This window comes from Streptomyces sp. NPDC097640, assembly GCF_040302705.1.
Classification (GTDB): domain Bacteria; phylum Actinomycetota; class Actinomycetes; order Streptomycetales; family Streptomycetaceae; genus Streptomyces.
Genome location: NZ_JBEOSB010000004.1, coordinates 267,637 through 294,119, shown reverse-complemented (window position 1 = coordinate 294,119; position 26,483 = coordinate 267,637). Strand labels below are relative to the sequence as shown.

The following is a 26,483-nucleotide window of genomic DNA, read 5'->3' as shown; positions in this document are numbered from 1 at the left end:
CGCGGCACCGGGTGGGTTGATCGATCGGTCAGTCGACGAGATCGCGCACCACCGCGTCGGCCAGTAGCCGCCCGCGCAGGGTGAGCACCGCCCGGCCCGCTCCGTACGGCTCCGGCGCCAGCAGACCGTCGGCCATGGCCTTCGCCGCCGCGGCGGCGCCCGCCGGGGCCAGCAGGTCCAGCGGGCAGCCCTCCGCGAGCCGCAGCTCCAGCAGGATCCGCTCCACCCGGCGCTCCTCGTCGGTCAGCACCTCGCGGCCCGCCCCGGGGGACCTGCCCTCGCTCAGTGCCTGCGCGTACGCACCGGGGTGCTTCACGTTCCACCACCGCACGCCGCCCACATGGCTGTGCGCACCGGGGCCCGCGCCCCACCAGTCCGCGCCGCGCCAGTACAGCTCGTTGTGGCGGCACCGGCCGGCCTCTGACGTGGCCCAGTTCGAAACCTCGTACCAGCGGAATCCGGCCGCCGACAGCGTCTCCTCCGCGATCAGGTAGCGGTCCGCGTGCACATCGTCGTCGGTCATCGGGACCTCGCCGCGCCGGATCCGCCGGGCGAGCTGGGTGCCCTCCTCGACGATCAGCGCGTACGCCGACACATGGTCGGGCCCGGCGCCCAGCGCGGCCTCCAGGGAGGCGCGCCAGTCCTCGTCGCTCTCCCCCGGCGTGCCGTAGATCAGGTCCAGGTTCACATGGTCGAACCCGGCCGCCCGCGCCTCGGCCACGCAGGCCTCCGGGCGGCCCGGGGTGTGGGTGCGGTCCAGCACCCGCAGCACATGCTGCCGGGCGCTCTGCATCCCGAACGAGACCCGGTTGAACCCGGCCGCCCGCAGCTCTTCCAGATACCGCGTGTCGACCGACTCCGGGTTGGCCTCGGTGGTGACCTCTGCGCCCTCCGCCAGCCCGAACTCGTCCCGGATGGCGCCGAGCATCCGCCCGAGGTCGGCGGCCGCCAGCAGGGTCGGCGTGCCGCCCCCGACGAACACGGTCTCGACCGGCCGGGGGTCGTCCCCCAGCACCTTGCGCGCGAGCCGCACCTCTTCGACGACCATGTCGGCGTAGTTGTCGCGCGAGGCGAGCACGCCGCCGGATCCGCGCAGCTCGGTGGCGGTGTAGGTGTTGAAGTCGCAGTACCCGCAGCGGGTCGCGCAGTAGGGCACATGCAGATAGAACCCGAGCGGCCGCCCCGCCGCCCCGGACAGGGCGCTCGCGGGCAGCGCGCCGTCCTCGGGCATGGGCTCGCCATCGGGCAGTACGGAAGGCATGCCCCCCATTGTCCGCCATCGGCACAGTGCCCCGGGCGCCCAGGGCCTGTATCGGCGGATCTTGACGCCCGCGGCGGCCACGCGGTGGAGCGCACAACGGTGCAGCCCCCCACCCCGCCCCTTCCCTCAACTGGGGCTCCGCCCCGGACCCCGAGCCTGGGGCCGGGCCCCGCGCGGCGGTGCCGCACACTCCGGGGCCCGGGGCGGAGCCCCGGTGTCGGGTAGGGGCGGGGAGGGGAGCCGGCCCGACCGCCCAGGCGCCGCCCTACCGCGACCGCAGGACCAGCATCGCCAGATCGTCGTCCGGCGGCTCGACGGCGAACGCGTGCACCGCCCCGCGGATCCGCTCCGCCACGTCCTGCGCGTCCAGCCCCACGCAGTCCCCGAGCAGCGATGCCAGCCCGTCGCCGTCGTCGAACTGCCGGGCGCCCGATCGGTGCTCCGTGACCCCGTCCGTCACGCACACCAGCGTCTCCCCGGGCGCCAGCTCGAAGGTCTCGCTCTCGTACGTGACGTCGTCCACGACGCCCAGCAGGATCTGCGGCTCGGCGACGGTGCGCACCGACCCGTCGGGCCGGAGCACCAGGGGCAGCGGATGCCCCGCGCTGGCGAGCGTGCAGCGGATGCCGTCGTCGCCGTCCTCGCCCATCGGCACCAGCTCCCCGTACAGCAGCGACAGGAACCGCGACGCGCCGCCGCCCACGGGCAGCCCCACGCCCGCGGCCACCGCCTCCGCCGCGCCCTCGACGGCGGCCTCGACGGCCTCCTCGCCGAGCATCCGGTTGATGCGCTCCAGGACCGCCCCGACGCCGTACCCCTCGCGCGCCAGCAGCCGCAGCCAGGGGCGTACGAGCCCGGTCACCACGGCCGCCTCCGGGCCGTTGCCGCACACGTCGCCCAGCACGAAGACCCAGCGGCCGTCGCCCGCCGGGAAGATGTCGTAGAAGTCGCCTCCGGCGGATGTGCCGCCGGTCGGCTCGTACACCACCGCGGACTCCACGCCCGGGATCTTCGCGATACGGGAGGGCAGCAGCCCGCGCTGGAGCACCCGGCTGATGGTCGCCTGCCGCGTGTACTGGCGGGCGGACGCGAGCGCCAGGGCGACCCGGCGGGAGAAGTCCTCGACCAGGCCGGCCACCTCGCCCGGCACCCGCATCAGCCCGGCCCGGCCGAGCAGCAGTGTGCCGACGGCGCGCCCGCCCGCGATCAGGCGGCAGGCCAGGGCCGCGCCGCCGGGCCCGTACGCGGCGGGGTCGCTGGGCCACGGCCAGGGCACGGCCCGGCCCCGCGCGGTGGCGGGCAGCTCCGGCGGCTCCTTTTCGAGCAGTTGGCGGAGGGTTTCGAGCCGGGTCTCGCTCGCGTGCCACACCTGGGCGAGCCGCGGCGGGCCGCCTTCCGTGTCGAGCCACACCGCGCTCCAGTCGGCGAACCGCGGCACGAGCAGCTGGGCGGCCAGCGAGGTCACCATGTCCTCGTCGAACTGCCCGGTCAGCAGGTCGGACGTCTCCGCGAGGAAGGACAGCGCGCCCTCCCGGGTCCAGTCGGCGTCGGAAGGGCGGACCCCGGCGCGTCTGGGGGCGGGGGCGAGGAGTTCGACGGCGTACGCGTCGTCCTCGGCGCAACCGTCTTTGAGGGAGCCGTCTTTGACGGAGCCGCCCTTGGGGGTGCCGCCCTCAAGGGAGTCGTCCGGGGAGTCGCCGTTGAGAGAATCCCTCGCGGATTCCCTGGGCGCGTCGCCCGAATTGGCGGGAAGCGGATCACCCGATGAGGTGATGGCCTCGACCGCGGTGACGGGCAGCTGGAACCACACCGTCTTGCTGGCCCGGCGATAGGCCGTGCCCCAGCACTCGGCGAGCTCGGCGACCAGCCGCAGCCCGTGCCCGGCGCACCCAGGGTCGTCGTCCGCGTCGGGCGGCTCGCCGCGCAGAAAGCGGGTGGGGTGATGGTCGGTCACCTCGACGACCACGGAGGGCTCTTCCCCGTCTCCGGTTAACACATCCAGCGCACAGCTCACCTCGACCGCCGTCCCGGCGTGCACCACGGCATTGGTGACCAGCTCGCTCACCAGCAGCACGACCTCGTCCGCGACCTGGTCGGGGATCCGGCCGACGGCGGGGAAGTCGAGCGCGCTCCAGTCGGCGAGGGCCGCGCGGGCGAACCGGCGCGCGGCGGAGGCCGCCAGGGGGTTGCCGGGCAGGCTGGTGCGCGCGGCGGCGATCCGGGCGGCCGGCGCGGTGCCGGGCACGGCCCCGAGCGCCCGCCCGTACCCGGATCCGGGCCGGGGGCGGGGCACTGCGCCCGGCACCGCCCCCGGCGCCGGATCAGGTGTGACAGAAGCAGGTGTGGCAGAAGAAGACGTCCCCACTGTGCGGCTCCTGAGCAGTCCCGGCGTAGCGCCGTAGTCCGACACCGACAGGGTGACAGACATGCCGCCCTCATATGCGCCGAGTTACGCAAGTGAGCCGCGATGAGGGGAAAAATCAGGTGAACACTGTGCCGGAGCTGCAACGCTTGTGCGGATCGTACGCCTCGTACGCCCCACGGGCCCCGCACGGTTCCCCCCGTCCGGAGCGCCCGGCGCGCAGGAACGCCCGGGCGTCCCGCGCGACCGCTCACACGCCCCGCGGGCGCTCATGCCTCCCGCGCGCCGGAGTACATGTCCTCCAGAAGCTCCTTGTACTCCCGCTCGACGACCGGCCGCTTCAGCTTCAGGCTCGGCGTCAGCTCACCGTGCTCGACGTCCAGATCGCGCGGCAGCAGCCGGAACTTCTTGATCGTCTGCCAGCGCTGGAGCCCCGCGTTGAGCCGCCCCACATAGCCCTCGATCAGCTCCCGCACCTCGTCCGTGGCCACCACCTCGGCGTATGTCTTCCCCTGCATACCGTGCTCCTGCGCCCAGCCCATGATCGTCGGCTCGTCGAGGGAGATCAGCGCGGTGCAGTAGTTGCGGTCCGCGCCGTGCACCAGGATGTTGGAGACGAACGGGCACACCGCCTTGAACTGGCCCTCGACCTCGGCCGGCGCGACGTACTTCCCGCCCGAGGTCTTGATCAGGTCCTTCTTCCGGTCGGTGATGGTGAGATAGCCGTCGGGCGAGAGCTCGCCGATGTCGCCGGTGTGGAACCAGCCGTCGGACTCCAGCACCTGCTCGGTCAGCTCCGGCAGCCCGTGGTAGCCCTGCATGATGGACGGGCCGCGCATCAGGATCTCGCCGTCCTCGGCCACCCGCACCTCCAGGCCCGCGAACGCCTTGCCCACCGTGCCGGTGCGGTACTCCACCGGGTTCAGGAAGCCCGGGCCGCTGGTCTCGGTGAGGCCGTAGCCCTCCAGGATGTTGATACCGGCGCCGGCGAAGAAGTAGCCGATGTCGGGAGCGAGCGCGGCCGCGCCGGACACCGCGGCCCGCAGCCGCCCGCCGAACGCCTCGCGCAGCTTGGCGTAGACCAGCTTGTCGGCGACGGCGTGCTTGGCCTTGAGGCTCATGGGCACGGAGGCCGTGCCGGTGCGGCGGAAGTTGTCCTGGGAGGTCTTGGCGTACTCGCGGGCGACCTCGGCCGCCCACTGGAAGATCTTGTACTTGGCGCCGCCGCCGGCGCGGGCCCGCTGCGCCACGCCGTTGTAGACCTTCTCGAAGATCCGCGGCACGGCGCACATGTAGGTGGGCCTGACCACCGGCAGATTCTCGATGATCTTGTCCTGCCGGCCGTCCACGGCCGTGGTGTGTCCGATGTACACCTGCCCGGCCGTCAGCACCTTGCCGAAGACATGCGACAGCGGCAGCCACAGGTACTGCACATCGTCGGCGAAGAGGATGCCGTCGAGATTGCCGATCACGATGGCCATGTACGACCAGGTGTCATGCGCCAGACGTACGCCCTTGGGGCGCCCGGTGGTGCCCGAGGTGTAGATGAGCGTGGCCAGCTGATCGGCGCGGAGCGCGTCCATCCGCTCCCGCACCGCGTCCGGGTGTTCGTCGAGGTAGGCCGTGCCGCGCTTCTCCAGCTCGGCGAGCGAGAGCACCCAGCCCTCGGGGTCGCCCTCGGCCGGGGTCGCGTCCTCGGCCTTGATCACCACGACATGGGTCAGGTCGGGAAGGTCCTCGCGCTGCTCCCGCACCTTGGCGAGCTGCGCCGCGTCCTCGGCGATCAGCACCCGGCTGCCGGAGTCGGAGAGGATGAAGGCCGTCTCCTCGGCGTTGGTGTTCGGATAGACCGTGGTGGTCGCCGCTCCCGCGCACAGCACGCCGAGGTCGGTCAGGATCCACTCGATGCGGGTGGAGCAGGCCAGCGCCACCCGCTCCTCGGGGCGGATGCCGAGGTCGATGAGGCCGGCGGCGATGGCGAAGACCCGGTCCGCGGTCTCGCGCCAGGTCAGCGGCTGCCAGTCGTCGGGGCCTTCGCCCGAGGCGGGTGGGACCGGATAGCGGAAGGCCTCGGCGTCCGGCGTCGCCTCGACGCGCTGGAGGAAGTGCGTCGCCAGGGACGGCGGGCGGTTCTCGAGCAAAGTCTGTGTGTCGGTCACGGCATCCTCCGGAGCCCGCCTCAGTGCTTGCCTCGTGCTTATTGACTCGCGAGTAACCTTCGAGCAGTGATCAGGGTAAGGGCCGGAACCGTACCGCGTAAGGGGGCTTCGGCCACCTTGTTGAAACTTCGGAAACGACCAGGCTGAAGCGGTGGGGAAGAAGTCACGGGAGCGGCCAGTGGGTCCGGCGCGCCGAGCGCCGGGCCCACTGTCACCCCTGTCTTCTTACTTCTTCGCCTTCGCCTCGCCCTCGGAGTCGGAGGACAGCACCGCGATGAAGGCCTCCTGCGGGACCTCCACGCTGCCGACCATCTTCATCCGCTTCTTGCCTTCCTTCTGCTTCTCCAGCAGCTTCCGCTTCCGGGAGATGTCACCGCCGTAGCACTTGGCCAGGACGTCCTTGCGGATGGCGCGGACCGTCTCACGGGCGATGACGCGGCTGCCGATGGCGGCCTGGATCGGCACCTCGAAGTTCTGCCTCGGGATCAGCTCGCGCAGCTTGGCGACCAGCCGCACGCCGTACGCGTACGCCTTGTCCTTGTGGGTGATCGCGGAGAAGGCGTCGACCTTGTCGCCGTGCAGCAGGATGTCGACCTTGACCAGGTCGGAGGTCTGCTCGCCGGTGGGCTCGTAGTCGAGCGAGGCATAGCCGCGGGTCTTGGACTTCAGCTGGTCGAAGAAGTCGAAGACCACCTCGGCGAGCGGGAGGGTGTAGCGGATCTCGACCCGGTCCTCGGAGAGGTAGTCCATACCGAGCATCACACCGCGGCGGTTCTGGCAGAGCTCCATGATCGCGCCGATGAACTCGCTCGGGGCCAGGATGGTGGACCGGACGACCGGCTCATGCACCTTGTCGATCTTGCCCACGGGAAACTCGCTGGGGTTGGTGACCGTGTGTGTGGAGCCGTCCTCCATGTCCACGCGGTAGACCACATTGGGCGCCGTGGCGATCAGGTCGAGACCGAATTCGCGCTCCAGGCGCTCGCGGATGACCTCCAGGTGGAGCAGGCCGAGGAAGCCGACCCGGAAGCCGAAGCCGAGGGCCGCCGAGGTCTCCGGCTCGTAGACCAGCGCGGCGTCGTTGAGCTGAAGCTTGTCCAGGGCCTCGCGCAGCTCCGGGTAGTCCGAGCCGTCCAGCGGATACAGCCCGGAGAAGACCATGGGCTTGGGGTCCTTGTAGCCGCCAAGCGCCTCGGTCGCGCCCTTGCTGAACTGGGTGATCGTGTCGCCGACCTTGGACTGGCGGACGTCCTTCACACCCGTGATCAGATAGCCCACCTCACCGACGGACAGCCCGTCGGCCGGGGTCATCTCGGGCGAGTTGGTGCCGATCTCGAGCAGCTCGTGGGCGGCGCCGGTGGACATCATCCTGATGCGCTCGCGCTTGCCCAGGATGCCGTCGACGACCTTGACGTAGGTCACGACGCCCCGGTAGGCGTCATAGACCGAGTCGAAGATCATCGCCCGGGCGGGGGCGTCCTTGACGCCCACCGGGGCCGGGACCAGCCGGACCACCTCGTCCAGCAGCTCGGCCACCCCCTCGCCGGTCTTGGCGGAGACCTTGAGCACATCGGAGGGGTCGCAGCCGATGATGTGCGCCAGCTCGGCGGCGTACTTCTCGGGCTGGGCGGCCGGGAGGTCGATCTTGTTGAGGACCGGGATGATCGTGAGGTCGTTCTCCAGCGCCAGATAGAGATTGGCGAGGGTCTGTGCCTCGATGCCCTGGGCCGCGTCGACCAGCAGGACGCAGCCCTCGCAGGCCGCGAGGGAGCGCGAGACCTCGTAGGTGAAGTCCACGTGGCCCGGGGTGTCGATCATGTTGAGGATGTGGGTGGCGCCCGCATCCTGGGTGGGCGCCCAGGGCAGCCGGACCGCCTGGGACTTGATCGTGATACCGCGCTCGCGCTCGATGTCCATGCGGTCGAGGTACTGCGCGCGCATCTGCCGCTGCTCGACCACACCGGTCAGCTGGAGCATCCGGTCGGCGAGCGTCGACTTGCCGTGGTCGATGTGCGCGATGATGCAGAAGTTACGGATGAGAGCCGGGTCGGTACGGCTCGGCTCCGGCACATTGGTAGGGGTCGCGGGCACGCAGGGTCCTGTGTCTAGGCGGGACTCGGTGTTGTCAGTGAGTCCATGGTCCCATGACTGGCGACCGCGTCCGGGTTCGGTGTGGATTCGGGCCGCCCGTCCGGTGGCTCCAGGTCGCGGTTTGGGACGCCGACAAGCCTGCTGGTAATCTGGCCGACTGTGTCTCGTGCCCTCTTTCGCGCGCGACACCGGATGCGAAACGAAACAGCGAAATCCAACGAACCTGCGAAGGCTCTTTACGTGGCGAACATCAAGTCCCAGATCAAGCGGAACAAGACGAACGAGAAGGCGCGCCTGCGCAACAAGTCCGTCAAGTCCGAGCTGAAGACCGCGATCCGCCGGACCCGCGAGGCCGTCGCCGCCGGTGACGCCGAGAAGGCCACCGCCGCCGCCCGCGTCGCGTCCCGGAAGCTCGACAAGGCCGTCAGCAAGGGCGTCATCCACAAGAACAACGCGGCCAACAAGAAGTCGGCCCTGGCCAGCCAGGTCGCCGGCCTCCAGGGCTGACCTCCGGGGCTCTCCTCCCGGGTTCACCCCCGGGGCGGCCGCCCCACCCCGCCGGTACGGACCCAAGCGGTCCCTCTCACCCGCTCCGTCCGGCAGCCGACAGCAACAGCTGCGGCACCGCGCCGCACGCGGCCTGCGTTCGCCACGCGGGTGCGGCGCACTCGGCTTCAACAAGGCCCCACGCTCGCCCTTTCCCCAGGGCAGCGTGGGGCTTTTGGCTGTTAATCGGGTATGTTCACGTCATGTCGATATCGGGGGACACACCCAACCCTTATGGGCAGCCCCAGCAGCCCCAGCCGGCTCAGCCCGGCACGCCGCCGGTCGCGCAGCCGAATCCGTACAGCCAGGGCCCTCAGCAGGCACAGCCGCCTCAGCCGTCGCCGTATCCGTACGCGCAGCCGACGATGCCCGCCATGCCCGCCGTCACCGCGATGCCCCCCGGTCCGGCCGGGCCCCCCGGGGCCGGTGGCTGGTCCACGCCCGAGACCGCGGCCGGTGCCGGTGCCCCTGCCGGGTATGGGGCCGGGTACGGCCCGATGGGCACCCAGCCCCCCATGCCCATGCCTCCCACGGGCTCGGGCGGCGGTGGCGGCAAGGGCTGGCTGTGGGCCCTGGGCGGGGCGGTCGTGGCCTCGGCGGTGTGGGCCGGGGTGGTGTTCTCGACCGGCGGCTTCGGCAGCTCCGAGGAGAAGGCCGACCTGGGGAGCTACCAGTACGCGAGCAATCTGTGCACCTCCAGCGACTTCTCCCCCATCGAGAACGCCTCCTTCAAGGAGAAGACCAGCACCTCCGGGACCAACCCGCAGCACAGCAGCTCGGAGGACCCGGCCATGGACTCGATGACCTGCAACGTCGACTACGAGCCGAGCTCATCCTCCACCGGCGGTGACTACTCCTCCGCGTGGCTCTACACGACGGCGTATCTGCACCGGAAGACCGACCCGACGCCCGAGTTCAAGGCGACGTACATGTCGTACAAGAACCAGAAGACCTCCACCACCCACTACAAGGTGTCCAAGGTCAGCGGCGTCGGCGACGAGGCGTATGTGGTCGCCCAGGAGTACGAGAGCAGCAGCAACACCAGCGCCTATGTGATCCTCGGCGTGCGCGACGGCTGGATGACGTACCAGACGACGTGGTCGCAGTACGCGTCGAGCTCGTCGGGCACCCCGGTCAAGAGCAACACCGAGATCACCGAGATGCTCAAGGCGAGCGCGAAGGGGACGCTGGAGAAGCTCCAGAAATAGCCTCTCCGAGAGCCCTACGGCCCAGGTCCGCCGCCCCCGGGCGGGCCTGGGTCCCCTTGTAGGTCCTTGTGGGCCTAGCGGCCCGCGCGGGCGGCGCGGGCGATGGTGACCACCGCTTTCTCCAGGGCGTACTCCGGGTCGTCGCCGCCGCCCTTCACCCCGGCGTCGGCCTCGGCCACCGCGCGCAGCGCCACGGCCACGCCGTCCGCCGACCAGCCGCGCATCTGCTGCCGCACCCGGTCGATCTTCCACGGCGGCATGCCGAGCTCCCGCGCCAGGTCGCCGGGGCGCGCACCGCGCGGCGCGGAGGCGAGCTTGCCGATGGCGCGCACGCCCTGGGCGAGGGCGCTGGTGATCAGCACCGGTGCCACGCCCGTGGCCACCGCCCAGCGCAGCGCCTCCAGGGCCTCGGCCGTGCGCCCTTCGACGGCGCGGTCGGCGACCGTGAAGCTGGACGCCTCGGCGCGGCCCGTGTAGTAGCGGGCGACGACCGCCTCGTCGATCGTGCCCTCCACGTCGGCGGTGAGCTGCGCGCAGGCGCTCGCCAGCTCGCGCAGATCGCTGCCGATCGCGTCGACCAGGGCCTGACACGCCTCCGGCGTCGCGGAGCGCCCGGTGGCCCGGAACTCCGTCCGCACGAAGGCGAGCCGGTCGGCCGGCTTGGTCATCTTCGGGCACGCGACCTCGCGCGCGCCCGCCTTGCGGGCGGCGTCGAGCAGACCCTTGCCCTTGGCGCCGCCGGCGTGCAGCAGCACCAGGGTGATCTCCTCGGCGGGGGCGCTCAGATACCCCTTCACGTCCTTGATCGTGTCCGCCGAGAGATCCTGTGCGTTGCGCACCACCACGACTTTGCGCTCGGCGAACAGGGAGGGGCTGGTCAGCTCCGCGAGCGTGCCGGGCTGAAGCGCATCGGGCGCGAGGTCGCGCACATCGGTGTCCGGGTCGGCGGCCCGGGCGGCCGCCACGACCTGCTGCACGGCACGGTCGAGCAGCAGGTCCTCCTGGCCCACGGCGAGGGTCACGGGGGCGAGTGGATCGTCGGTCGTCGTCTTCCTGGCCATCGCCGTCCAGCATCCCACGACCCGCCGACAGCCCCGACAGCCCCGTCTCCCGGATGCCCGACAATGATCCGGTGACCGACGCACGACCTGCCCCCGTACGACACGTCCTGGTGCTGCCCGACCGCGACGCGGCGGAAGAGGTGGTCGAGGCCCTCGCCGACCGCTTCGGCATCGCCGAGGAACCCCACCTGATCCGGGACGCCCTGGCCGGCGAGGACGACGCGGAGGACGCGCAGTGGCTGGTCGTCGTGGAGGACCCGGCCGAGGCGCTGGATCCGGCGGCGCTCGACGCCTTCGCGGCCGAGTACGACGGGTGGCTGGAGGCCGAGTGAGCCGACGGTGCCCGAGTGCCGTGTCCGGTGCCGCCGCGCGGGCGGCCTGTCAGGCGGGACGGGAGCTGGGTCATCTGACGGCCGCCCGCAGGTCCGGGCCGGTGACGGCGATCGGGCCGGCGGAGTCGGTGCGGAGGACGGCGGCGCCCTGGGCCCGGAGGGCGGCCATGGTCCGGGGGGACGGGTGGCCGTACGGGTTGTCCGCACCGCAGGAGATCAGCGCGAGGCGCGGGCTCAGACGGCGCAGCAGCCGCGGGTCCTGGTAGGCGGAGCCGTGGTGGGCGACCTTGAGGACGTCCACCTCGGGCAGCGTGGGGTGAGCGGCCAACAGGGCGCTCTGCGCGGGCGGTTCGAGATCGCCCAGAAGGAGGAAGGTCAGGCCCGCCGTGCGGACCAGGAGGGTGACGCTCGCGTCGTTCGGCCCCTCCGCGGGCGGTGTGCCCGCCCCTGGCCCCTCCGTATGTGGCCCCGCCGCGGGCGGCGGCCACAGCACCTCCCAGGACAGCGGGCCGACCCTGCGGCGCTCCCCCGGCACGGCGGTGATCACCGGGATGTGCGCCGCCTCGGCCCGGCGGAGCACGGACTCGGCCTGGTCCGGCGGGTCCCGCAGGGGCGTTGTCTCGATCGCGCCCACCGCCCGGCCGCGCAACGCGCCGCTCAGCCCGGCCACATGGTCGGCGTGGAAGTGGGTCAGGACGAGCAGCGGGATGCGGACCACGCCCAGCGTCCGCAGACAGCGGTCCACGGCACGCGGCTCGGGCCCGGTGTCCACGACGACGGCCGCGCCGGGGCCGGCGGACAGGACCAGTGCGTCACCCTGGCCGACGTCGCAGGCCACCATGCGCCAACCGGGCGGCGGCCAGCCGGTGATGACGCGGGTCAGCGGGGCCGGGCGGACGAGCGCGAGCAGCAGGAGCAGCGCGCAGAGCGCGCACATCAGCCGATGCCTGAGCAGGCGGCGGCCGGTGAGCAGGGCGGCCGCGGTGCCGGCGGCCAGCAGCAGCCCGCCCCGCCAGCCGCCCGGCCAGGCGGCCTCCGCCCCGGGCAGCCCCGCGCCCGTGAGGGCCACGGAGGCGATCCACCCGGCCGGCCAACCGGCCAGCCAGGCCAGGCACTCGGCGGCCGGTAACGCGAGCGGGGCCGCGACGAGGGCGGCGAAGCCCAGGATCGTGGCCGGGGCGACCGCGAGCTCGGCGAGCAGATTGCAGGGGATCGACACCAGGCTCACCCGCCCGGCCAGCACCACGACGACCGGCGCGCAGACCGCGTGGGCGGCGAGGGCCGCGGCCAGCATCTCCGCCGGCCGTGGCGGCAGCCCGCGCCGCCGCAGGGCGGCGGCGAGGCGCGGCGCGAGGGTGAGCAGCGCGCCCGTGGCCAGTACGGAGAGGAGAAATCCATAGCTCCGCGCCAGCCAGGGGTCGTAGAGGACGAGCACCAGGACGGCGGCGGCCAGGGCGGGCAGCAGGGACCGGCGGCGGCCGGTGGCGATGGCCAGCAGAGTGATCAGCCCGCACGCGGCCGCGCGCAGCACGCTGGGGTCGGGTCTGCAAACCACGACGAAGGCGAGCGTGAGCCCACCGCCGAGCAGCGCGGTCATCCGCAGCGGGATGCCCAGCCTGGCGGCGAGGCCGCGCCGCTCGGCCCGGGCGGCGAGGTGGGGCGGGCCGATCAGCAGCACGAGGATCACGGACAGGTTGCTTCCGCTGACCGCCAGCAGATGCGTCATGTCCGCGGCCCGGAACGCCTCGTCGAGGTCCGGCGACACCCGCGAGGTGTCCCCCACGACAAGCCCCGGGAGCAGCGCCCGCGCGTCCGGGGCCAGCCCTTCGGTCGCCGTGCGCAGGCCGGCCCGCAGCCGCCCGGCCACGCGCTGGGCCGCGGTGGGCCCGGCCACGATCCGCGGCGCGCCGCCGCCGTCGACGCGCACCACGGCGGCGGTGCGGTCGCCGCCGTGCGCCGGCGGGGCGAGGCGGCCGTGCACGCGCAGCCGCGTGGAGGGCAGCAGCCCGAGCCAGGCGGCCTGCTGCCGGGGCGGGGCGTGCGCGATCAGCAGGACGGGGGCGCGGGTGGTGGCCGTCATGCCGCCGTGGTCGGCGGCGACCCGAGTGGCCTCGGCCTCCACCACCACGGACACGGGCGCGAGCGCGGCCCCTCGCACCCGGGGACGGGTGAGGCGCGGGTCGCCCGTGACGGTCAGCTCCACAGTGGCCCCGGCATACGCCCCCGCCAGCGACGGCACCGGCCCCCGCCGCACATCCGCCGCGTGCGCCCAGGCGACGGCGGCCGCCGCGGCCCCGCAGACCAACCCCGCGGCCACGCTCCCCGCCAACCCGCGCCGCCGCGCCACGGGCCCCCGGGCGGCCGCCCCCGCTCCGGCCCGCGAGGCCGCGCCCGAGCCGCTGGCCGACCCCACAGGCGAACTCACACCCCGGGCGACCCGCCCGGTCGTGCCCGAGGATGTCGCTCGTAATCGGGCGTCAGTCCCGGGCGGGCGGCCGGTGGTCGTGGCCCCGGCGGACGCCGGCTCGTCGGGCGGATCCGGCGCCACGCGTCGGGGGTGGTGGGTGGCCCAGAGGAGAGCGGCCGCCGCGAGGCATGCTCCCGCGCAGGCCAGGGCCACCGTGCGGCCGGACGCTCCGAGGGCGAGCGCCGCCGCGAGCCAGGCCGCGAGGGCAGGGGGTACGAGGCGCAGGTCGGCCGGGCCCTCCTGGCGCGGGGCGGAGGCTCCGCGCGGGGAGTCTGCCGCGGCATGCACCGGGGCGCGGGCGCGCGGGGCCTGCTGAGGCGTCATGGGCGGACCATCGGGCGGAGGTCGGCGAACCGGCGGTCGCCGATCCCGTTGACCTCGCGGAGTTCGTCGACGGAGCGGAAACCGCCGTGCTGGGTGCGGTAGTCGATGATGTGCCGGGCCAGCACGGGGCCGACCCCGGGAAGGGTGTCCAACTGGTCGGCGGTGGCGGAGTTCAGGCTGATCGGTCCGGTGGGCGCGGGGGCCTCGCCGCCCGTACCTCCACCCGCCCCGGTGGGGGCGGCGGGGGTCGGGGCCGCGGGCGCTCCCACCACGATCTGCTCGCCGTCCGTCAGGACGCGGGCCCGGTTCAGCCCGCTGAGGTCCGTGCCCGGCCTGACCCCTCCGGCCGCCTTCAGCGCGTCGGTAACTCTCGAGCCGGAGCGCAGCCGGTGCACCCCCGGCTCGCGGACCTTGCCCGACACGTCGACCACGACCGAGCCCCCGGCGCCTGACGTCGGCGCCGCACCGGCCGTGGGCCCCGCACCGGGCGATGGAACGGGGGCCGGCTCGGCGGCCGCCCTGCGAGCGGGCTCCGGGGCCGGCGCCGCGACGGTCTGCGGCCGACCAGTCCAGAAGTGGTACGCCGCGAAGGCCGCCGCCACGAGCAGCACGACGGTCAGCGCGGCCAGGGTCCGCGGCTCGATGCCGCAGCGGAGCTGGAGCCACAGCGGCAGCCGCTCCTTCAGCGCGAGCCGCAAGCGGTCGCGGCGCGACACGGTCGGGCCGCCGGTCCTGCCCTCTCCCCCCGTCGCGGCGTCTGCCACCCCGGTGTCCTCCGCCGCCTCCCCTGGGCCCTCCGCCGCCTCCGCGGTGGTTTCTTCGCCGCTCGCCTTGTCCGGCGGGGGTGGTGGTTGAGGGGTGGCGGCGGTGACTCGGGGTGCGGCGGGGAAGAGCGCGGTCGCACGCGCATGGCGGTGGTATGCGACCGCCGCCGGGCGTGCGCCGGTGCCGGGGCGGCGGCGGAACAGCTGGTGGCCCGTGCCGGAGGGCGGGCGGCGGTCGTGACGGCGGCCGCGGCCCGGCCTGGTGGTTACTGTGCGTGATCGAGTTGCCATGCGTCCGACGGTAGGCGCCCCCGGCCGATCCCGCCCGCACACCTCAATTTCCGGGGATAACCCACGAGTTGTGGATAACTCCGTCACCCGGACGGGCGCGCCCACCCCCGCTAGCGCGGCGAGACCACCGCGCCCAGCAGTCCGGGCCCCGTGTGCGCGCCGATCACCGCGCCCACCTCGCTCACATACAGTTCCGCGAGCCCCGGCACCCGCTCGCGGAGCCGCTCCGCGAGAGCCGCCGCCCGCTCGCCCGCCGCCAGGTGCTGCACCGCGATGTCCACGGGGCTCAGGCCGGCCCGCTCCACCACGATCTCCTCGAGCCGTGCGATGGCCTTGGACGCCGTGCGGACCTTCTCCCGCAGCTCGATCCGGCCCTCGTCCAGTTGCAGCAGCGGCTTGACCGCGAGGGCCGAGCCGAGCAGCGCCTGGGCCGCGCCGATCCGGCCGCCGCGGCGCAGATAGTCGAGGGTGTCGACATAGAAGTAGGCGGCCGTGCTCTCGGCCCGCTTCTCGGCGGCCGCGACCGCCTCGTCCAGCGTGCCGCCGCTCTCCGCCGTCTCGGCCGCGGACAGTGCGCAGAAGCCGAGCGCCATGGCCACCATGCCGCTGTCCACCACCCGCACCGGCACCGGCGCGTCCTGGGCCGCGAGCACGGCCGCGTCGTAGGTGCCGGAGAACTCGGCCGACAGGTGGAGGGAGACAATGCCCGTCGCGCCCGCCTCGGCGGCCGCGTGGTAGGCGGCCGCGAACATCGCCGGGCTGGGCCGGGACGTGGTCACCGGTCTGCGCTTCTGTAGCGCCTGCGCGAGGGACCTGGCCGAGATCTCGGTCCCCTCTTCGAGTGCCCGGTCTCCGAGCACCACCGTCAGCGGCACGGAGACGATGCGGTGCCGCTCCATGGCCTCCGGTGGAAGGTACGCCGTGGAATCGGTCACGATCGCGACATGGCGGGACATGACTGGGAGATTATCGGGGGATGGCCTGGGCTGACAGCGCGACCCCGCCGGATGATCAGGTCGTGTTCTCGCGGCGCACGCCCGCGGTGTCGGCCGCCTTCTGCCACCAGTGGTCCGCCCCGGTCGTGGGGGTGGGGCCGGTGATGGACCGCGGCTGCCCATCGGCCGCCGTGGAGCCCGCCGACGACGCCGGGCCGGACGCCGCGGACCCGGACCCACCAGCCGCCCCGGCCCCGGACTGAGCCCCCGCCGCGGGCCCGGAAGCCGGTCGGGGCGGCGCCTCGGGCGCCTGCGTCCAGTGCCGCAGCGCGCTCGCCTCGACCTCGATCTCGCGGTCCAGCGCGTCCAGGTCGTCCCGGGCGAACCGCTGCGCCCGGTCCTGCGCCGCCCAGCGCAGCGAGTCCGCGGAGCGCGTGATCCGCTCCGTACGCTCCCGGAGCTCGGGCAGCTGGGACGCCAGACGGCCCTTGTCGGGCTCCTGCTCCAGCCGCTTCAGGTCCTCGTCGAGCTCGCGCCCATGGGCGCTGAGCCGCTCGAACAGGCCCAACGCCTCGGACAGCGAGGAGTCTTGGGGCGCCCCCGCGCGCAACGCCTCCTGGGTCGCCCGCATCGAGGTGCGCAGTGACAGGCGCAGCTCGGCGAGCTCACCGGCCGGGCCGGGCTGCGCGAACTGCTTGGCTCTCAGCTTGGTGTCCTCCACCGTGCGGCGCGCCTGGCCGACCGTGCGATCGATGCCGCGCTTGGCCGCCTTGACCGCCCGCACACCCGCGTAGACCCCCACCGAGACGAAGAGCAGGAAGACAAGCAGCAGGATCCAGGCAACGGCTTCCATGCGCGCTCCTTCGCGGCGACGGGCCGGGCGGCACCGGGCCGGCAGCATCAGTTCGTCTTCCCACCGTAAACGCTACGGGCGGGTTGGGGGTTCCCGACGAACCCCCAACCCGCCCTTAGGTGGTATCCCTACCCTCCGAGGCCCGGCCCCGGAGCGATCGGGCAGCTGAGCGATCGGGCAGCGCTCACGCGGGGACGATGTTCACCAGCTTCGGCGCCCGCACGATGACCTTGCGGATCCCCGCCCCGTTCAGCGCGGCCACCACCGCCGGGTCGCCCAGCGCCAGCTTCTCCAGCTCCTCGTCGGAGACCGAGGGCGCTACCTCCAGCCGTGCCTTGACCTTGCCCTTGACCTGCACCACGCAGGTCACGGTCTCGTCGACGACATACGCCGGGTCGGCGACCGGGAAGGGCTCGTGGACGACCGTGGTGTCGTGGCCCAGCTTGCGCCACAGCTCCTCGGCGATGTGCGGGGCCAGCGGCGCGATCAGCAGCACCAGGGCCTCGGCGACCTGGCGCGGCACCTCGCGGGCCTTGGTGACGTGGTTGTTCAGCTCGGTGATCTTGGCGATGGCGGTGTTGAAGCGCAGGTTCGCCAGGTCCTGCCCCACGCCGTCGATCGCCTTGTGCAGGGCCCGCAGCGTGGCCTCGTCCGGCTCGGCGTCGACGACGGTGACCTCGCCGGTGGTCTCGTCCACGACGTTGCGCCAGAGCCGTTGCAGCAGCCGGTACTGGCCGACCACCGCGCGGGTGTCCCACGGCCGGGACACGTCCAGCGGCCCCATGGCCATCTCGTACAGGCGCAGCGTGTCGGCCCCGTACTCGGCGCAGATCTCGTCCGGGGTGACGGCGTTCTTCAGGGACTTGCCCATCTTGCCCAGCAGACGGGTGACCTTCTCGCCCTGGTAGTAGTACGCGCCGTCCCGCTCCTCGACCTCGGCCGCCGGGACCGCGATGCCGCGGCCGTCCCGGTAGACATAGGCCTGGATCATGCCCTGGTTGTACAGCTTGTGGAACGGCTCGGCCGACGAGACGTGGCCCAGGTCGTACAGCACCTTGGACCAGAAGCGCGCGTACAGCAGGTGCAGCACGGCGTGCTCGGCGCCGCCGACGTACAGGTCGACGCCGCCGGTGGGCTGCCCCTCGCGCGGGCCCATCCAGTACCGCTCGATGTCGGGGTCGACCAGGCGCTCGCTGTTGTGCGGGTCCAGGTAGCGCAGCTCGTACCAGCAGGAGCCGGCCCAGTTGGGCATGGTGTTGGTCTCGCGGCGGTACCGCTTGGGCCCGGCGCCGTCGCCCAGGTCCAGCACCACGTTGACCCAGTCCTCGTTCCGGGACAGCGGGGTCTCCGGGGAGGTGTCGGCGTCGTCGGGGTCGAAGGTGCGCGGCGAGTAGTCCTCGACCTCCGGCAGCTCCAGCGGCAGCATCGACTCGGGCAGCGGGTGGGCCACGCCGTCCTCGTCGTAGACGATCGGGAAGGGCTCGCCCCAGTAGCGCTGGCGGCTGAACAGCCAGTCGCGCAGCCGGAAGTTGACGGTGCCTTGGCCGATGCCGCGGCCGGTCAGCCACTCGGCCATCCGGGCCTTGGCCTCCACGACGCCCAGACCGTCCAGGGAGATGCCCTCGCCCGACGAGTTGACGATCTTCGCGTCATACGAGTTGAAGGCGTCGTCCCAGGTGGACGGATCTGTGCCGCGACCCGCTCCGGAGGAGCTGTCGGACGCCGTCGAGGGCTCGACGACACAGCGCATCGGCAGCTCGAAGGCGCGGGCGAAGGCGAAGTCCCGGGCGTCGTGCGCGGGGACGGCCATGATCGCGCCGGTGCCGTAGCCCATCAGCACATAGTCGGCGATGAAGACCGGCACCCGGTCGCCGCTGACCGGGTTGACCGCGAAGGCGCCCGCGAAGACGCCGGTCTTGTCCTTGACCTCGGCCTGCCGCTCGACGTCGGACTTGGCGGCGGCCTGCTTGCGGTACGCGGCGACGGCCTCGGCCGGGGTGGCGTGTCCGCCGGTCCACACGTCGTGTGTGCCCTCGGGCCAGGCGGCCGGGACGATGGCGTCCACCAGGCCGTGCTCGGGGGCCAGCACCATGTAGGTGGCGCCGAACAGGGTGTCCTGGCGGGTGGTGAAGATCGTGATCTTGGCGTCGGGGTGGTCCGCCACGGGGAAGTCCACCCGGGCGCCCTCGCTCCGCCCGATCCAGTTGCGCTGCTGGAGCTTGATGGCCTCCGGCCAGTCCAGCGCGTCCAGGTCGTCCAGCAGCCGGTCCGCGTAGGCGGTGATGCGCATGTTCCACTGGCGCAGGTTGGCCTTGAAGACCGGGAAGTTGCCGCGCTCGGAGCGGCCGTCGGCGGTGACCTCCTCGTTGGCCAGCACGGTGCCCAGGCCCGGGCACCAGTTGACGGGCGCGTCGGAGGCGTATGCCAGGCGGTAGCCGCTCAGCACGTCCGCACGCTCGACGGCGGTCAGCTCCGCCCAGGGGCGCCCGTCCGGGGTCGCCCGCTCACCGGAGACGAACTGCTCGACCAGGGTGGCGATCGGGCGCGCCTTGTCGGCCTCCTGGTCGTACCAGGAGTTGAAGATCTGCAGGAAGATCCACTGGGTCCACTTGTAGTAGTCCGGGTCGATCGTCGCGAAGGAGCGGCGCGGGTCGTGGCCCAGGCCCAGGCGGCGCAGCTGGCGCCGCATGTTCTCGATGTTGGCCTCGGTGCTCACCCGCGGGTGGGTGCCGGTCTGCACGGCGTACTGCTCGGCGGGCAGGCCGAAGGCGTCGAAGCCCAGGGTGTGCAGGACGTTGTGGCCCGTCATGCGGTGGAAGCGGGCGTAGACGTCGGTGGCGATATAGCCCAGGGGGTGGCCGACGTGCAGGCCGGCGCCCGAGGGGTACGGGAACATGTCCATGACGAACTTCTTGGGCCGCGCCGCGGCCTCGGGGTCCCCGGCCAGGTCGCCGCTCGGGTTGGAGGCGTCATACGTGCCGTTCGCGTCCCAGAAGTCCTGCCAGTGGGCCTCGATGTCGGCGGCCAGCGCGGCGGTGTAGCGGTGCGGCGCGACCGCCTCGGGGGCGGCATTGGTCTCGCTCATGGTCCTCAAAGCTCCATTGATCGTCTCTGCCTGCGGTACCGGGCGACTCTTCGTCGCAGTCGCACCTGAAACAAAAAGACCCCTCGCACAGGAGGGGACGCCGCGCCGATTCCGACCGGGTGGATCACCGATCGGGACTGATCAGCGCGGCCCGCTAAGCAGAAGGCGTACGGCACGCATGGGAACAGGTTACCGCAGGGCACCAATGGCACGCACAGAGGTTGCCTCCGGACGGGTGGAGGCCCACGACAATGGGCGGGCCGTCCTCATCGGACGACCCGCCCACTCTCACTGTGGAGCTAAGGAGAATTGAACTCCTGACCTCCTGCATGCCATGCAGGCGCTCTACCAACTGAGCTATAGCCCCAGGTCTTGCTCCGCCCGGTTCCCCCGGCGGCATCGCCTACATTACACGGGCCCCACGGCCATCTGCCAAATCGGTTTCCCGGGGGCCTTGGGGCACGCCTCGCACGCACCCTTCATGCCGCCGACGCGCGCCCTTTACGCCGTCGCGAAGGAATAGAAACGCTTCAGGGTGCAGTGCTCGTCGAGGAGCCGGCCGTAGATCGGCTCCCCTTCGAGCTCCCGGTACGTCTCGATCGGGTCGCCCTTGATGATCAGCGCCCGCGCGCACTCCACACACCAGTACTGGTAGTCGGGGTTGAGCGGCTCCATATCGCGCACGATCGGCGTCCCGCTGCCGCACCAGTCGCACTTCCGGCTGTGCGCTCCCAATCTCACTCAGCTCCAGCTGTGGCCGCAGGCCGTACACACGTAGGAAACACCGCCGTTGTCACCGAGGACCTGGGCCACCTCCCCTGAGCCACAGGACGGGCACCGCAGAATGCTGCTCGGCATCCCACTGTCCCTCCCGCTCAAACTCGTTGCCCCATCCCCCGGCCGCCGATTCTGCCACGGGAAGCCGCCCAGGTCAGCGGAGATGCCCCACACGTATCACCAGACCCACAATCGCTCCGCACAGCGCCGCGCCCGCCAGCGCCAGGCAGGTCGCCCACAGGGCGTCCGCGGAGGCGTCCACGCCCGGCCCATGGCCCAGGAAGATCGCACCGAAGACGGCGACGCCGGTCAGCATGCCGAGTTGAGCCGATGTCACCAGCACCCCGCTGGCATCCGCCGCGTCCTGCGGCCTGATGGTCGCCAACGTCCGTGTCAGCACGGGGCTGTAGGCGAAGGAGAGCCCCGTCCCGACGCCCACCAGGGCGGCGAACAGCCAGGGGCCACCGTCGGATCCGTCCCGCAGCGCCAGCCCGACCCCGGCGAACGAGGCGGCGGCCAGCAGGAATCCGAACGGCACGGTGACGGGCTGCCAGCGGGCCGGTATGCGCTGCCAGTTGAGGCCGACCAGGCCGAACGCCACGGCCGTCGGCGCGAAAGTCCAGCCGGCCCGCAGGGCGCCGTAACCGAGCGCGCCCTGCACATGCAGCGTCATCACGAACAGAAAGCCCGCGTTGGCCGCCATCGCCAGGACGATCCGGCCGATCGCCAGCGGCATGCCCGGCGCCCCCGCCACCCGCGGCGAGATCAGCGGCGCCCCGCCCCGCCCGGCCAGCCGGGCCTCGTACACCGCGAAGACTGCCGCCAGGACCACGCTCAGGCCCAGCATGACCCAGCCCCACAGCGGCCATCCCCACTCCTGGCCGAGCACCATCGGCACGGTGAACAGCAGCACCGCCGCCGCGAGGAGCAGCAGACCGGCCAGGTCCAGGGCCCCGGACCGCCCCGCCGCGCCACCGCCCGCGCGCGCCTCCGGCCGCTCCTCGGGCCGCTCCTCGGCGCCGCCCAGCCAGCGCGGCCCCAGGATCAGCAGCACCAGGCCGATCGGCACATTCACCAGGAAGACCGGGCGCCAGCCGGTCCCGAAGAGATCCGCCTGCACCAGCACCCCGCCCAGGACCTGCCCGGCGGCCGCGCCGGAGGCCAGCACCGCCGAGTAGGCACCGAGGGCGCGGGCCCGCGAAGCGCCCGTGAAGGTGCGCTGGATGAGGCTGAGCACCTGCGGCAGCATCACCGCCGCACCCGTGCCCTGGATGAACCGGAAGGCGATCAGCGCCCCGGTGCCGGGCGCCAGCCCGCAGGCCAGCGAAGCGGCGGTGAAGACCGTGAGGCCGGCCAGGAACGCCTGGCGGTGGCCGATCAGGGCGCCCAGCCGCGCGCCGGTGATCAGCAGCACGGCGTAGGAAATCGTGTAACCCGCGACGACCAGTTGCAGCCCGGAGCCCGAGGCATGCAGATCGGCACGGAGGGTGGGGGCGGCGACGTTGACGATGAAGACGTCGAGGACCGCCATGAGCTGCCCGGTCAGGACGATCGCGAGCAGCCGGCCGGGGCCCGCCGCCCGGCTCCGGGCCCGGTTGTCGGTGGCCTCGCCTTTACGGGATTCACCGGTGCCGTCGAGCGCGCCGGGCGGCACCGGGGTGGTCGGGGTGGGGTGTGTCATGGACCGAGCGTGGAGGCGGGCCGATACGGGTAACGAGAGCCCGCCGATGCTGGTACTGACAGCACCTGGCAGCCACCCGCCACCGCGGGGAGCATAGGGCGGAGGTACTCGGGGGGAGACGACGATGGCAGCGAAGACCCACCGGCGGCGGCCGCAGCTGGCCGACTTCCTGCGCACCCGCCGCGCCCGGGTCACACCCGCCGACGTGGGCATGGCCCCGGGCCTGCGCCGCCGCACACCGGGGCTGCGCCGGGAGGAGGTCGCCCAGCTCTCCGGGGTCGGCGTGACCTGGTACACCTGGCTGGAGCAGGGCCGCCCGATCAACGCCAGCGCCCAGGTGCTGGACGCGGTGGCCCGCACCCTGCGCCTGGACCAGGCCGAGCGCGAGCACCTGTACGACCTCGCCGAGGTGCCGTACGCCCCCGACCCGGCGGACGAGGCGCGGACGGTCGGCCCGGAGGTGCAGGGCATCATCGACGCGATGGACCCGCTCCCGGCGGTGGTCTACAACGCGCGGTACGACATGCTGGCGCTGAACGACGCGTACCGGGCCCTCTTCCCGTCGCTCGCGATAGCCCCCCGCGCCGAGCGGAACGCGCTGTGGCAGCTGTTCTCCCATCCCGACTGCTGCTCCATGTTCATCAACCGGGCCAATGAGCTGCCCCTCATGGTGGCGACGCTGCGCGGCGGATACGGCCGCCATGTGGGCGAGCCCGCCTGGGAGGAGTTCATCAACCGGCTGCTGGGCCTCAGCGAGGAGTTCGCCCGGATGTGGCGCAGCGGGGATGTCGCCCCGCCCGGCTCCCGGATCAAGCTGGTGCGGCATGCCTCGGTCGGCGAGCTGCGGCTGATCTCGACCTCCCTGGTGATCCAGGGGGCTCCGGAGAGCCGCGTCGTGGTCTACACCCCGAGCGACAAGCAGAGCCGGGCGTACCTGGACCGGCTGCGCACCATCGACGACCTGCTCATCGGCTGCCCCCGGCACGCCCGGAGCGTCTCCGAGATCCTGGCGGAGCGGGCGGCGGGCGCGGAGGCGGAAAAGACGGAGGCGGAAAACGCCGCCACGAGGGCATAAAAACAGGGGCGCAAAAGAAAGATCCCGCCTCCCTCTGAGGGAAGCGGGATCGTCATGATCAAAGATCTGTGGAGCTAAGGAGAATTGAACTCCTGACCTCCTGCATGCCATGCAGGCGCTCTACCAACTGAGCTATAGCCCCGCTCTCCGTCGCGCCGGAGCGCTTCGAACGGGATGAAGCTTAGCCGGTGACCTGCCGGAAAAGGAAATCCGGTCAGTCGTCGTCGCCGAGCACCGGCTCCGGTAGCGATCCGGCGTTGTGCTCCAGCAGCCGCCAGCCGCGCACGCCCTCACCCAGCACCGACCAACAGCAGTTGGACAGCCCGCCGAGCGCCTCCCAAGCCCTCGCCTCAAGACCGAGCAGCCGCCCGATGGTGGTGCGGATGGTGCCGCCGTGGCTGACCACGACCAGCGTGCCGCCGTCCGGCAGTTTGTCGGCGGCCGCGGACACGACCGGCGCGGCCCGGTCGGCCACCTCGGTCTCCAGCTCTCCCCCGCCGCGCCGCACCGGCTCGCCGCGCTTCCACGCCGCGTACTGCTCGCCGAACTGCGCCGTGATCTCCTCATGGGTGAGCCCCTGCCACTGTCCGGCGTAGCTCTCCCGCAGCCCGGAGTCATGGCTGACCTCCAGGCCTGTGACGGCGGACAGCTCGGCGGCCGTCGCCTTGGCGCGGCTGAGGTCGGAGGCGACGATCACATCCGGCTTCAGCGCGGCCAGCAGCCGGGCCGAGCGGCGCGCCTGCGCGACGCCCGCCTCGGTCAGCCCGATGTCCATGGTCCCCTGGAAGCGGCGCTCCAGATTCCAGGCCGTCTGGCCGTGCCGCCACAGGACTATGCGGCGGCTGCGGCCGCCCTGGGAGCCGTTCAGCGCAGCTCACCGCCCGGCCCGCCGTCGGCGCCCTGCGCGTGCGCGTGCTCCTCGGCCTTGCCACGGGTGGCCTGGGCGTCGGCCGGCAGCTCCAGCTGCGGGCAGTCCTTCCACAGCCGCTCCAGGGCGTAGAAGACGCGCTCCTCGCTGTGCTGGACGTGCACCACGATGTCCACGTAGTCCAGCAGCACCCAGCGGGCCTCGCGGTCGCCCTCGCGGCGCACCGGCTTGGCGCCCAGCTCCTTGCTCAGCCGCTCCTCGATCTCGTCGACGATCGACTTCACCTGGCGGTCGTTGGGAGCCGAGGCCAGCAGGAAGGCGTCGGTGATCGAGAGCACATCGCTGACGTCGTACGCGATGACATCGTGCGCGAGCTTGTCGGCGGCGGCCTGGGCGGCGGCGTTGATGAGCTCGATGGAGCGGTCCGTGGCGGTCACAGGCAAGGCTTTCGGTCGGTGGGACGTGATACCCACAAGGGTCTCACGCCCCACCGTCACCCCGTCCGGCCGCTCGGTACCCGGTCAGCGCTTCGGGGTGTAGTCCGGGCCGAGAAGCGCCGCGATGTCCGCGTTCGAGGGGACCTTGCCCTTCTGTGCGGCGGAGGCGGGCAGCCCGAGCGTCTTGGCGACCTCCTTGGCCTGGGCGGCCTGCTTCGCGTCGGCGTACAGCACCTGCGAGGCCGCCTGCGGCGTGCCGCCCTGCTCGGTGGCGCCGACGACCGTGAAGCCGCCGTTGACCAGGGCGACCTGCGCCTCGTTGGCCGCGCCCCGCGCGGAGCCCGCGTTCTTCACGACGACGCGCGGCGCCGCGTCCTGGTCGGTGTTCTTGACCGCGCCGCCGAGGACGTTCTTGACGACCTGGTCGGTGGACTGCTCGCTGAGCGAGCCGTCCGGCTCGACGGGCAGCATGGTGGTGTCGTACGAGCCGCTCTTGGCCTGCTCCGCCAGCCGGGCCAGCGACGCGCCCAGCTCCTGCTCGCTCAGCGACGGGTCCGGGATCTGGGCCAGCGACTCCACGGTGCGGGTGGCGCCGGAGGCATCGCTGGAGATCTCCTTCAGCGCCGCCTGCATGACCTGCCCGAAGCGTGCGAGCTGCTTGGTCTGCGCCTCGCCCTGCCCGCGGTAGGTGGCGTACGCGACGGCGGCCTCACCGCCCAGCTCGCGCTGCTTACCGCGCTCGACCAGCGGGTCGTCGCCCTTCGCGGTGCCCGGGACGGTGGCGTCGGCGTCCAGGGTGATGCCGCCGACCAGCTCGACCAGGTTCTCCAGGTACGGGGTGTCCAGCCGCCAGGTGCCCTGGATCTTCGAGCCCAGCAGCGTGCTCAGGGAGTCGCGGGTGGCGTCGGAGCCCTCGTCGACCACCGAGAGGCCGAGGGTGGTGGAGCCGCCGTCCTCGGTGGACAGGGCGAGCGCGTTGGGCAGCAGGACGGTGGCGCCCTTCTTGGTGGTCTCGTTGTCGACCAGCAGGGCGGTGGAGGTGCGCCCGCCCTTGGTCTCGCGCAGATTGACCACGATCACGGCGCGCTTCTGCGGGCCCCCGGCGGCCGCCGCGTCCTTCTCGCCGTCGGACATGCCCGGCAGCTTGCCCGCGTACCAGAGGTAGCCGACCCCGCCGACGACCGCGAGCACCATGACCACCACGAGCGCCACCAGGCGGTTGCGGCCCTTGCGCTTGCGCTCGTCGCGCCGCTCGGAGCGGGTCTCGGCGAACTTGAGCCAGTCGATGACGTCCTCGGAGTCGTCGTCCGGCTCCTCGACGAAGGAGAACTGCTCGGTGCGGTACGCCTCGTCACCGTCGGGCTGCCGGTCGGACTCCGGGTCGGGCCGCTCGTCCGGCCGCTTGTCGGCGGGGGCGTCGGCTCTGGAGGGCGCTTCCCCGGGGGGCGTTCCCCTGGACGGCGTCTCCTCAGGCCTACCGGGGTCCGCCGGGTCGCGCTGCGGAGGGACCGCCGGGCGGCCGCCGGGGGCGTACGACGTGTCGTAGGAGGAGGTGTCGTACGGGGTGTAGCCGTAGCCCTGCTGTTGGCCCTGCTGCGCGCCCTGCTGCTGTGGGTCGGGCTGGTGCGGGTACTGCTGCTGTCCCGCGTACAGGTCGTATTGGGGCTGCTGCGCCTGCCCGTACTGCGCCTGCTGCTGGGCGTACGGGTCGTACCCGTACCCCTGCTGGGGGTCCTGCGGTTGTTGGGGCTGTTGCGGTCGCCCTTGTGCGTACGGGTCGTAGCCGTGCTGTGGCTCCTGCGGCTGGTAGATCGGCCGGCCATAGGCGTCGTAGCCGTAGATCTGCGGGTCCTGGGGATACGGATCCCGCTCGTACGGGTCGTACGGGTCGTGTCCGTCGTTCACC

The 26,483-nt window shown here is 72.6% G+C and carries 19 protein-coding genes and 2 tRNA genes; 4 read left to right on the top strand and 17 right to left on the bottom strand.

All coding sequences use genetic code 11. From position 1 onward, the window contains the following. Positions 1-28: 28 nt before the first annotated feature. The 4 genes from hemW to lepA all read right to left on the bottom strand — a co-directional run bounded on the left by hemW (position 29) and on the right by lepA (position 7,873). Complete coding sequence (gene hemW / locus ABTY62_RS07765; protein WP_352128497.1) at positions 29-1,261, bottom strand: radical SAM family heme chaperone HemW; 1,233 nt, start codon at positions 1,259-1,261, stop codon at positions 29-31. A gap of 265 nt (positions 1,262-1,526) precedes the next feature. Next, a complete protein-coding gene (locus tag ABTY62_RS07760) occupies positions 1,527-3,689 on the bottom strand; it encodes a SpoIIE family protein phosphatase (RefSeq protein ID WP_502997416.1) in 2,163 nt (720 codons plus the stop codon). 203 nt (positions 3,690-3,892) lie between these two features. Beyond that, positions 3,893-5,782, bottom strand: coding sequence for an AMP-dependent synthetase/ligase (locus ABTY62_RS07755; protein ID WP_352128495.1), 1,890 nt, complete (start codon positions 5,780-5,782; stop codon positions 3,893-3,895). A 225-nt stretch (positions 5,783-6,007) separates the two neighbouring features. After that, on the bottom strand, positions 6,008-7,873 hold the full coding sequence (lepA, locus tag ABTY62_RS07750) for a translation elongation factor 4 (RefSeq protein ID WP_352128494.1): 1,866 nt from the start codon (positions 7,871-7,873) through the stop codon (positions 6,008-6,010). A gap of 240 nt (positions 7,874-8,113) precedes the next feature. Between lepA and rpsT the strand changes: the two genes are divergently transcribed. Beyond that, positions 8,114-8,380 (top strand): 30S ribosomal protein S20, encoded by a 267-nt coding sequence (gene rpsT, locus ABTY62_RS07745; protein WP_352128493.1) that lies wholly within the window; start codon positions 8,114-8,116, stop codon positions 8,378-8,380. Positions 8,381-8,934: 554 nt separating this feature from the next. Next, positions 8,935-9,627: a hypothetical protein gene (locus ABTY62_RS07740; protein WP_352128492.1), complete on the top strand. Its 693-nt coding sequence runs from the start codon at positions 8,935-8,937 to the stop codon at positions 9,625-9,627. 74 nt (positions 9,628-9,701) lie between these two features. Here the strand turns inward: ABTY62_RS07740 and holA are convergent, their stop codons facing one another. Further along, on the bottom strand, positions 9,702-10,688 hold the full coding sequence (holA, locus tag ABTY62_RS07735) for a DNA polymerase III subunit delta (protein ID WP_352128491.1): 987 nt from the start codon (positions 10,686-10,688) through the stop codon (positions 9,702-9,704). A gap of 53 nt (positions 10,689-10,741) precedes the next feature. Here holA and ABTY62_RS07730 point away from each other — a divergent pair, with 53 nt between their 5' ends. After that, positions 10,742-11,020: an RNA-binding protein gene (locus ABTY62_RS07730; RefSeq protein ID WP_352128490.1), complete on the top strand. Its 279-nt coding sequence runs from the start codon at positions 10,742-10,744 to the stop codon at positions 11,018-11,020. Positions 11,021-11,090: 70 nt separating this feature from the next. Here the strand turns inward: ABTY62_RS07730 and ABTY62_RS07725 are convergent, their stop codons facing one another. The 8 genes from ABTY62_RS07725 to ABTY62_RS07690 form a co-directional block, all read right to left on the bottom strand. After that, on the bottom strand, positions 11,091-13,811 hold the full coding sequence (locus tag ABTY62_RS07725) for a ComEC/Rec2 family competence protein (protein WP_352128489.1): 2,721 nt from the start codon (positions 13,809-13,811) through the stop codon (positions 11,091-11,093). Next, positions 13,808-14,866 (bottom strand): ComEA family DNA-binding protein, encoded by a 1,059-nt coding sequence (locus ABTY62_RS07720; protein WP_352128487.1) that lies wholly within the window; start codon positions 14,864-14,866, stop codon positions 13,808-13,810. The genes ABTY62_RS07725 and ABTY62_RS07720 overlap by 4 nt, the downstream gene beginning before the upstream one ends. Positions 14,867-14,976: 110 nt before the next feature. Continuing rightward, on the bottom strand, positions 14,977-15,822 hold the full coding sequence (locus tag ABTY62_RS07715) for a DegV family protein (protein WP_352128486.1): 846 nt from the start codon (positions 15,820-15,822) through the stop codon (positions 14,977-14,979). A 55-nt stretch (positions 15,823-15,877) separates the two neighbouring features. Continuing rightward, entirely contained in the window at positions 15,878-16,654 is a 777-nt protein-coding gene (locus tag ABTY62_RS07710) for a hypothetical protein (RefSeq protein ID WP_352128485.1), read from the bottom strand. A gap of 184 nt (positions 16,655-16,838) precedes the next feature. Further along, complete coding sequence (gene leuS / locus ABTY62_RS07705; protein ID WP_352128484.1) at positions 16,839-19,739, bottom strand: leucine--tRNA ligase; 2,901 nt, start codon at positions 19,737-19,739, stop codon at positions 16,839-16,841. 294 nt (positions 19,740-20,033) lie between these two features. Next, a tRNA-Ala gene (locus ABTY62_RS07700) sits at positions 20,034-20,106 on the bottom strand. A gap of 134 nt (positions 20,107-20,240) precedes the next feature. Next, a complete protein-coding gene (locus ABTY62_RS07695) occupies positions 20,241-20,474 on the bottom strand; it encodes a hypothetical protein (RefSeq protein ID WP_065959277.1) in 234 nt (77 codons plus the stop codon). A gap of 196 nt (positions 20,475-20,670) precedes the next feature. Then, positions 20,671-22,197, bottom strand: a complete 1,527-nt coding sequence (locus tag ABTY62_RS07690; protein WP_352128483.1) for an MFS transporter — start codon at positions 22,195-22,197, stop codon at positions 20,671-20,673. A gap of 124 nt (positions 22,198-22,321) precedes the next feature. Here ABTY62_RS07690 and ABTY62_RS07685 point away from each other — a divergent pair, with 124 nt between their 5' ends. Next, positions 22,322-23,272 (top strand): helix-turn-helix transcriptional regulator, encoded by a 951-nt coding sequence (locus ABTY62_RS07685; protein WP_352128482.1) that lies wholly within the window; start codon positions 22,322-22,324, stop codon positions 23,270-23,272. A 69-nt stretch (positions 23,273-23,341) separates the two neighbouring features. Here the strand turns inward: ABTY62_RS07685 and ABTY62_RS07680 are convergent. From ABTY62_RS07680 to ABTY62_RS07665, 4 genes are all read right to left on the bottom strand, one after another. After that, positions 23,342-23,414, bottom strand: a tRNA-Ala gene (locus ABTY62_RS07680). 72 nt (positions 23,415-23,486) lie between these two features. After that, complete coding sequence (locus ABTY62_RS07675) at positions 23,487-24,140, bottom strand: histidine phosphatase family protein (protein ID WP_352128650.1); 654 nt, start codon at positions 24,138-24,140, stop codon at positions 23,487-23,489. After that, positions 24,137-24,577, bottom strand: coding sequence for a ribosome silencing factor (gene rsfS, locus ABTY62_RS07670; protein WP_352128481.1), 441 nt, complete (start codon positions 24,575-24,577; stop codon positions 24,137-24,139). The genes ABTY62_RS07675 and rsfS overlap by 4 nt, the downstream gene beginning before the upstream one ends. Before the next feature lie 84 nt (positions 24,578-24,661). Further along, positions 24,662-26,482, bottom strand: coding sequence for an LCP family protein (locus tag ABTY62_RS07665; protein WP_352128480.1), 1,821 nt, complete (start codon positions 26,480-26,482; stop codon positions 24,662-24,664). Between the last annotated feature and the right edge of the window lies 1 nt (position 26,483).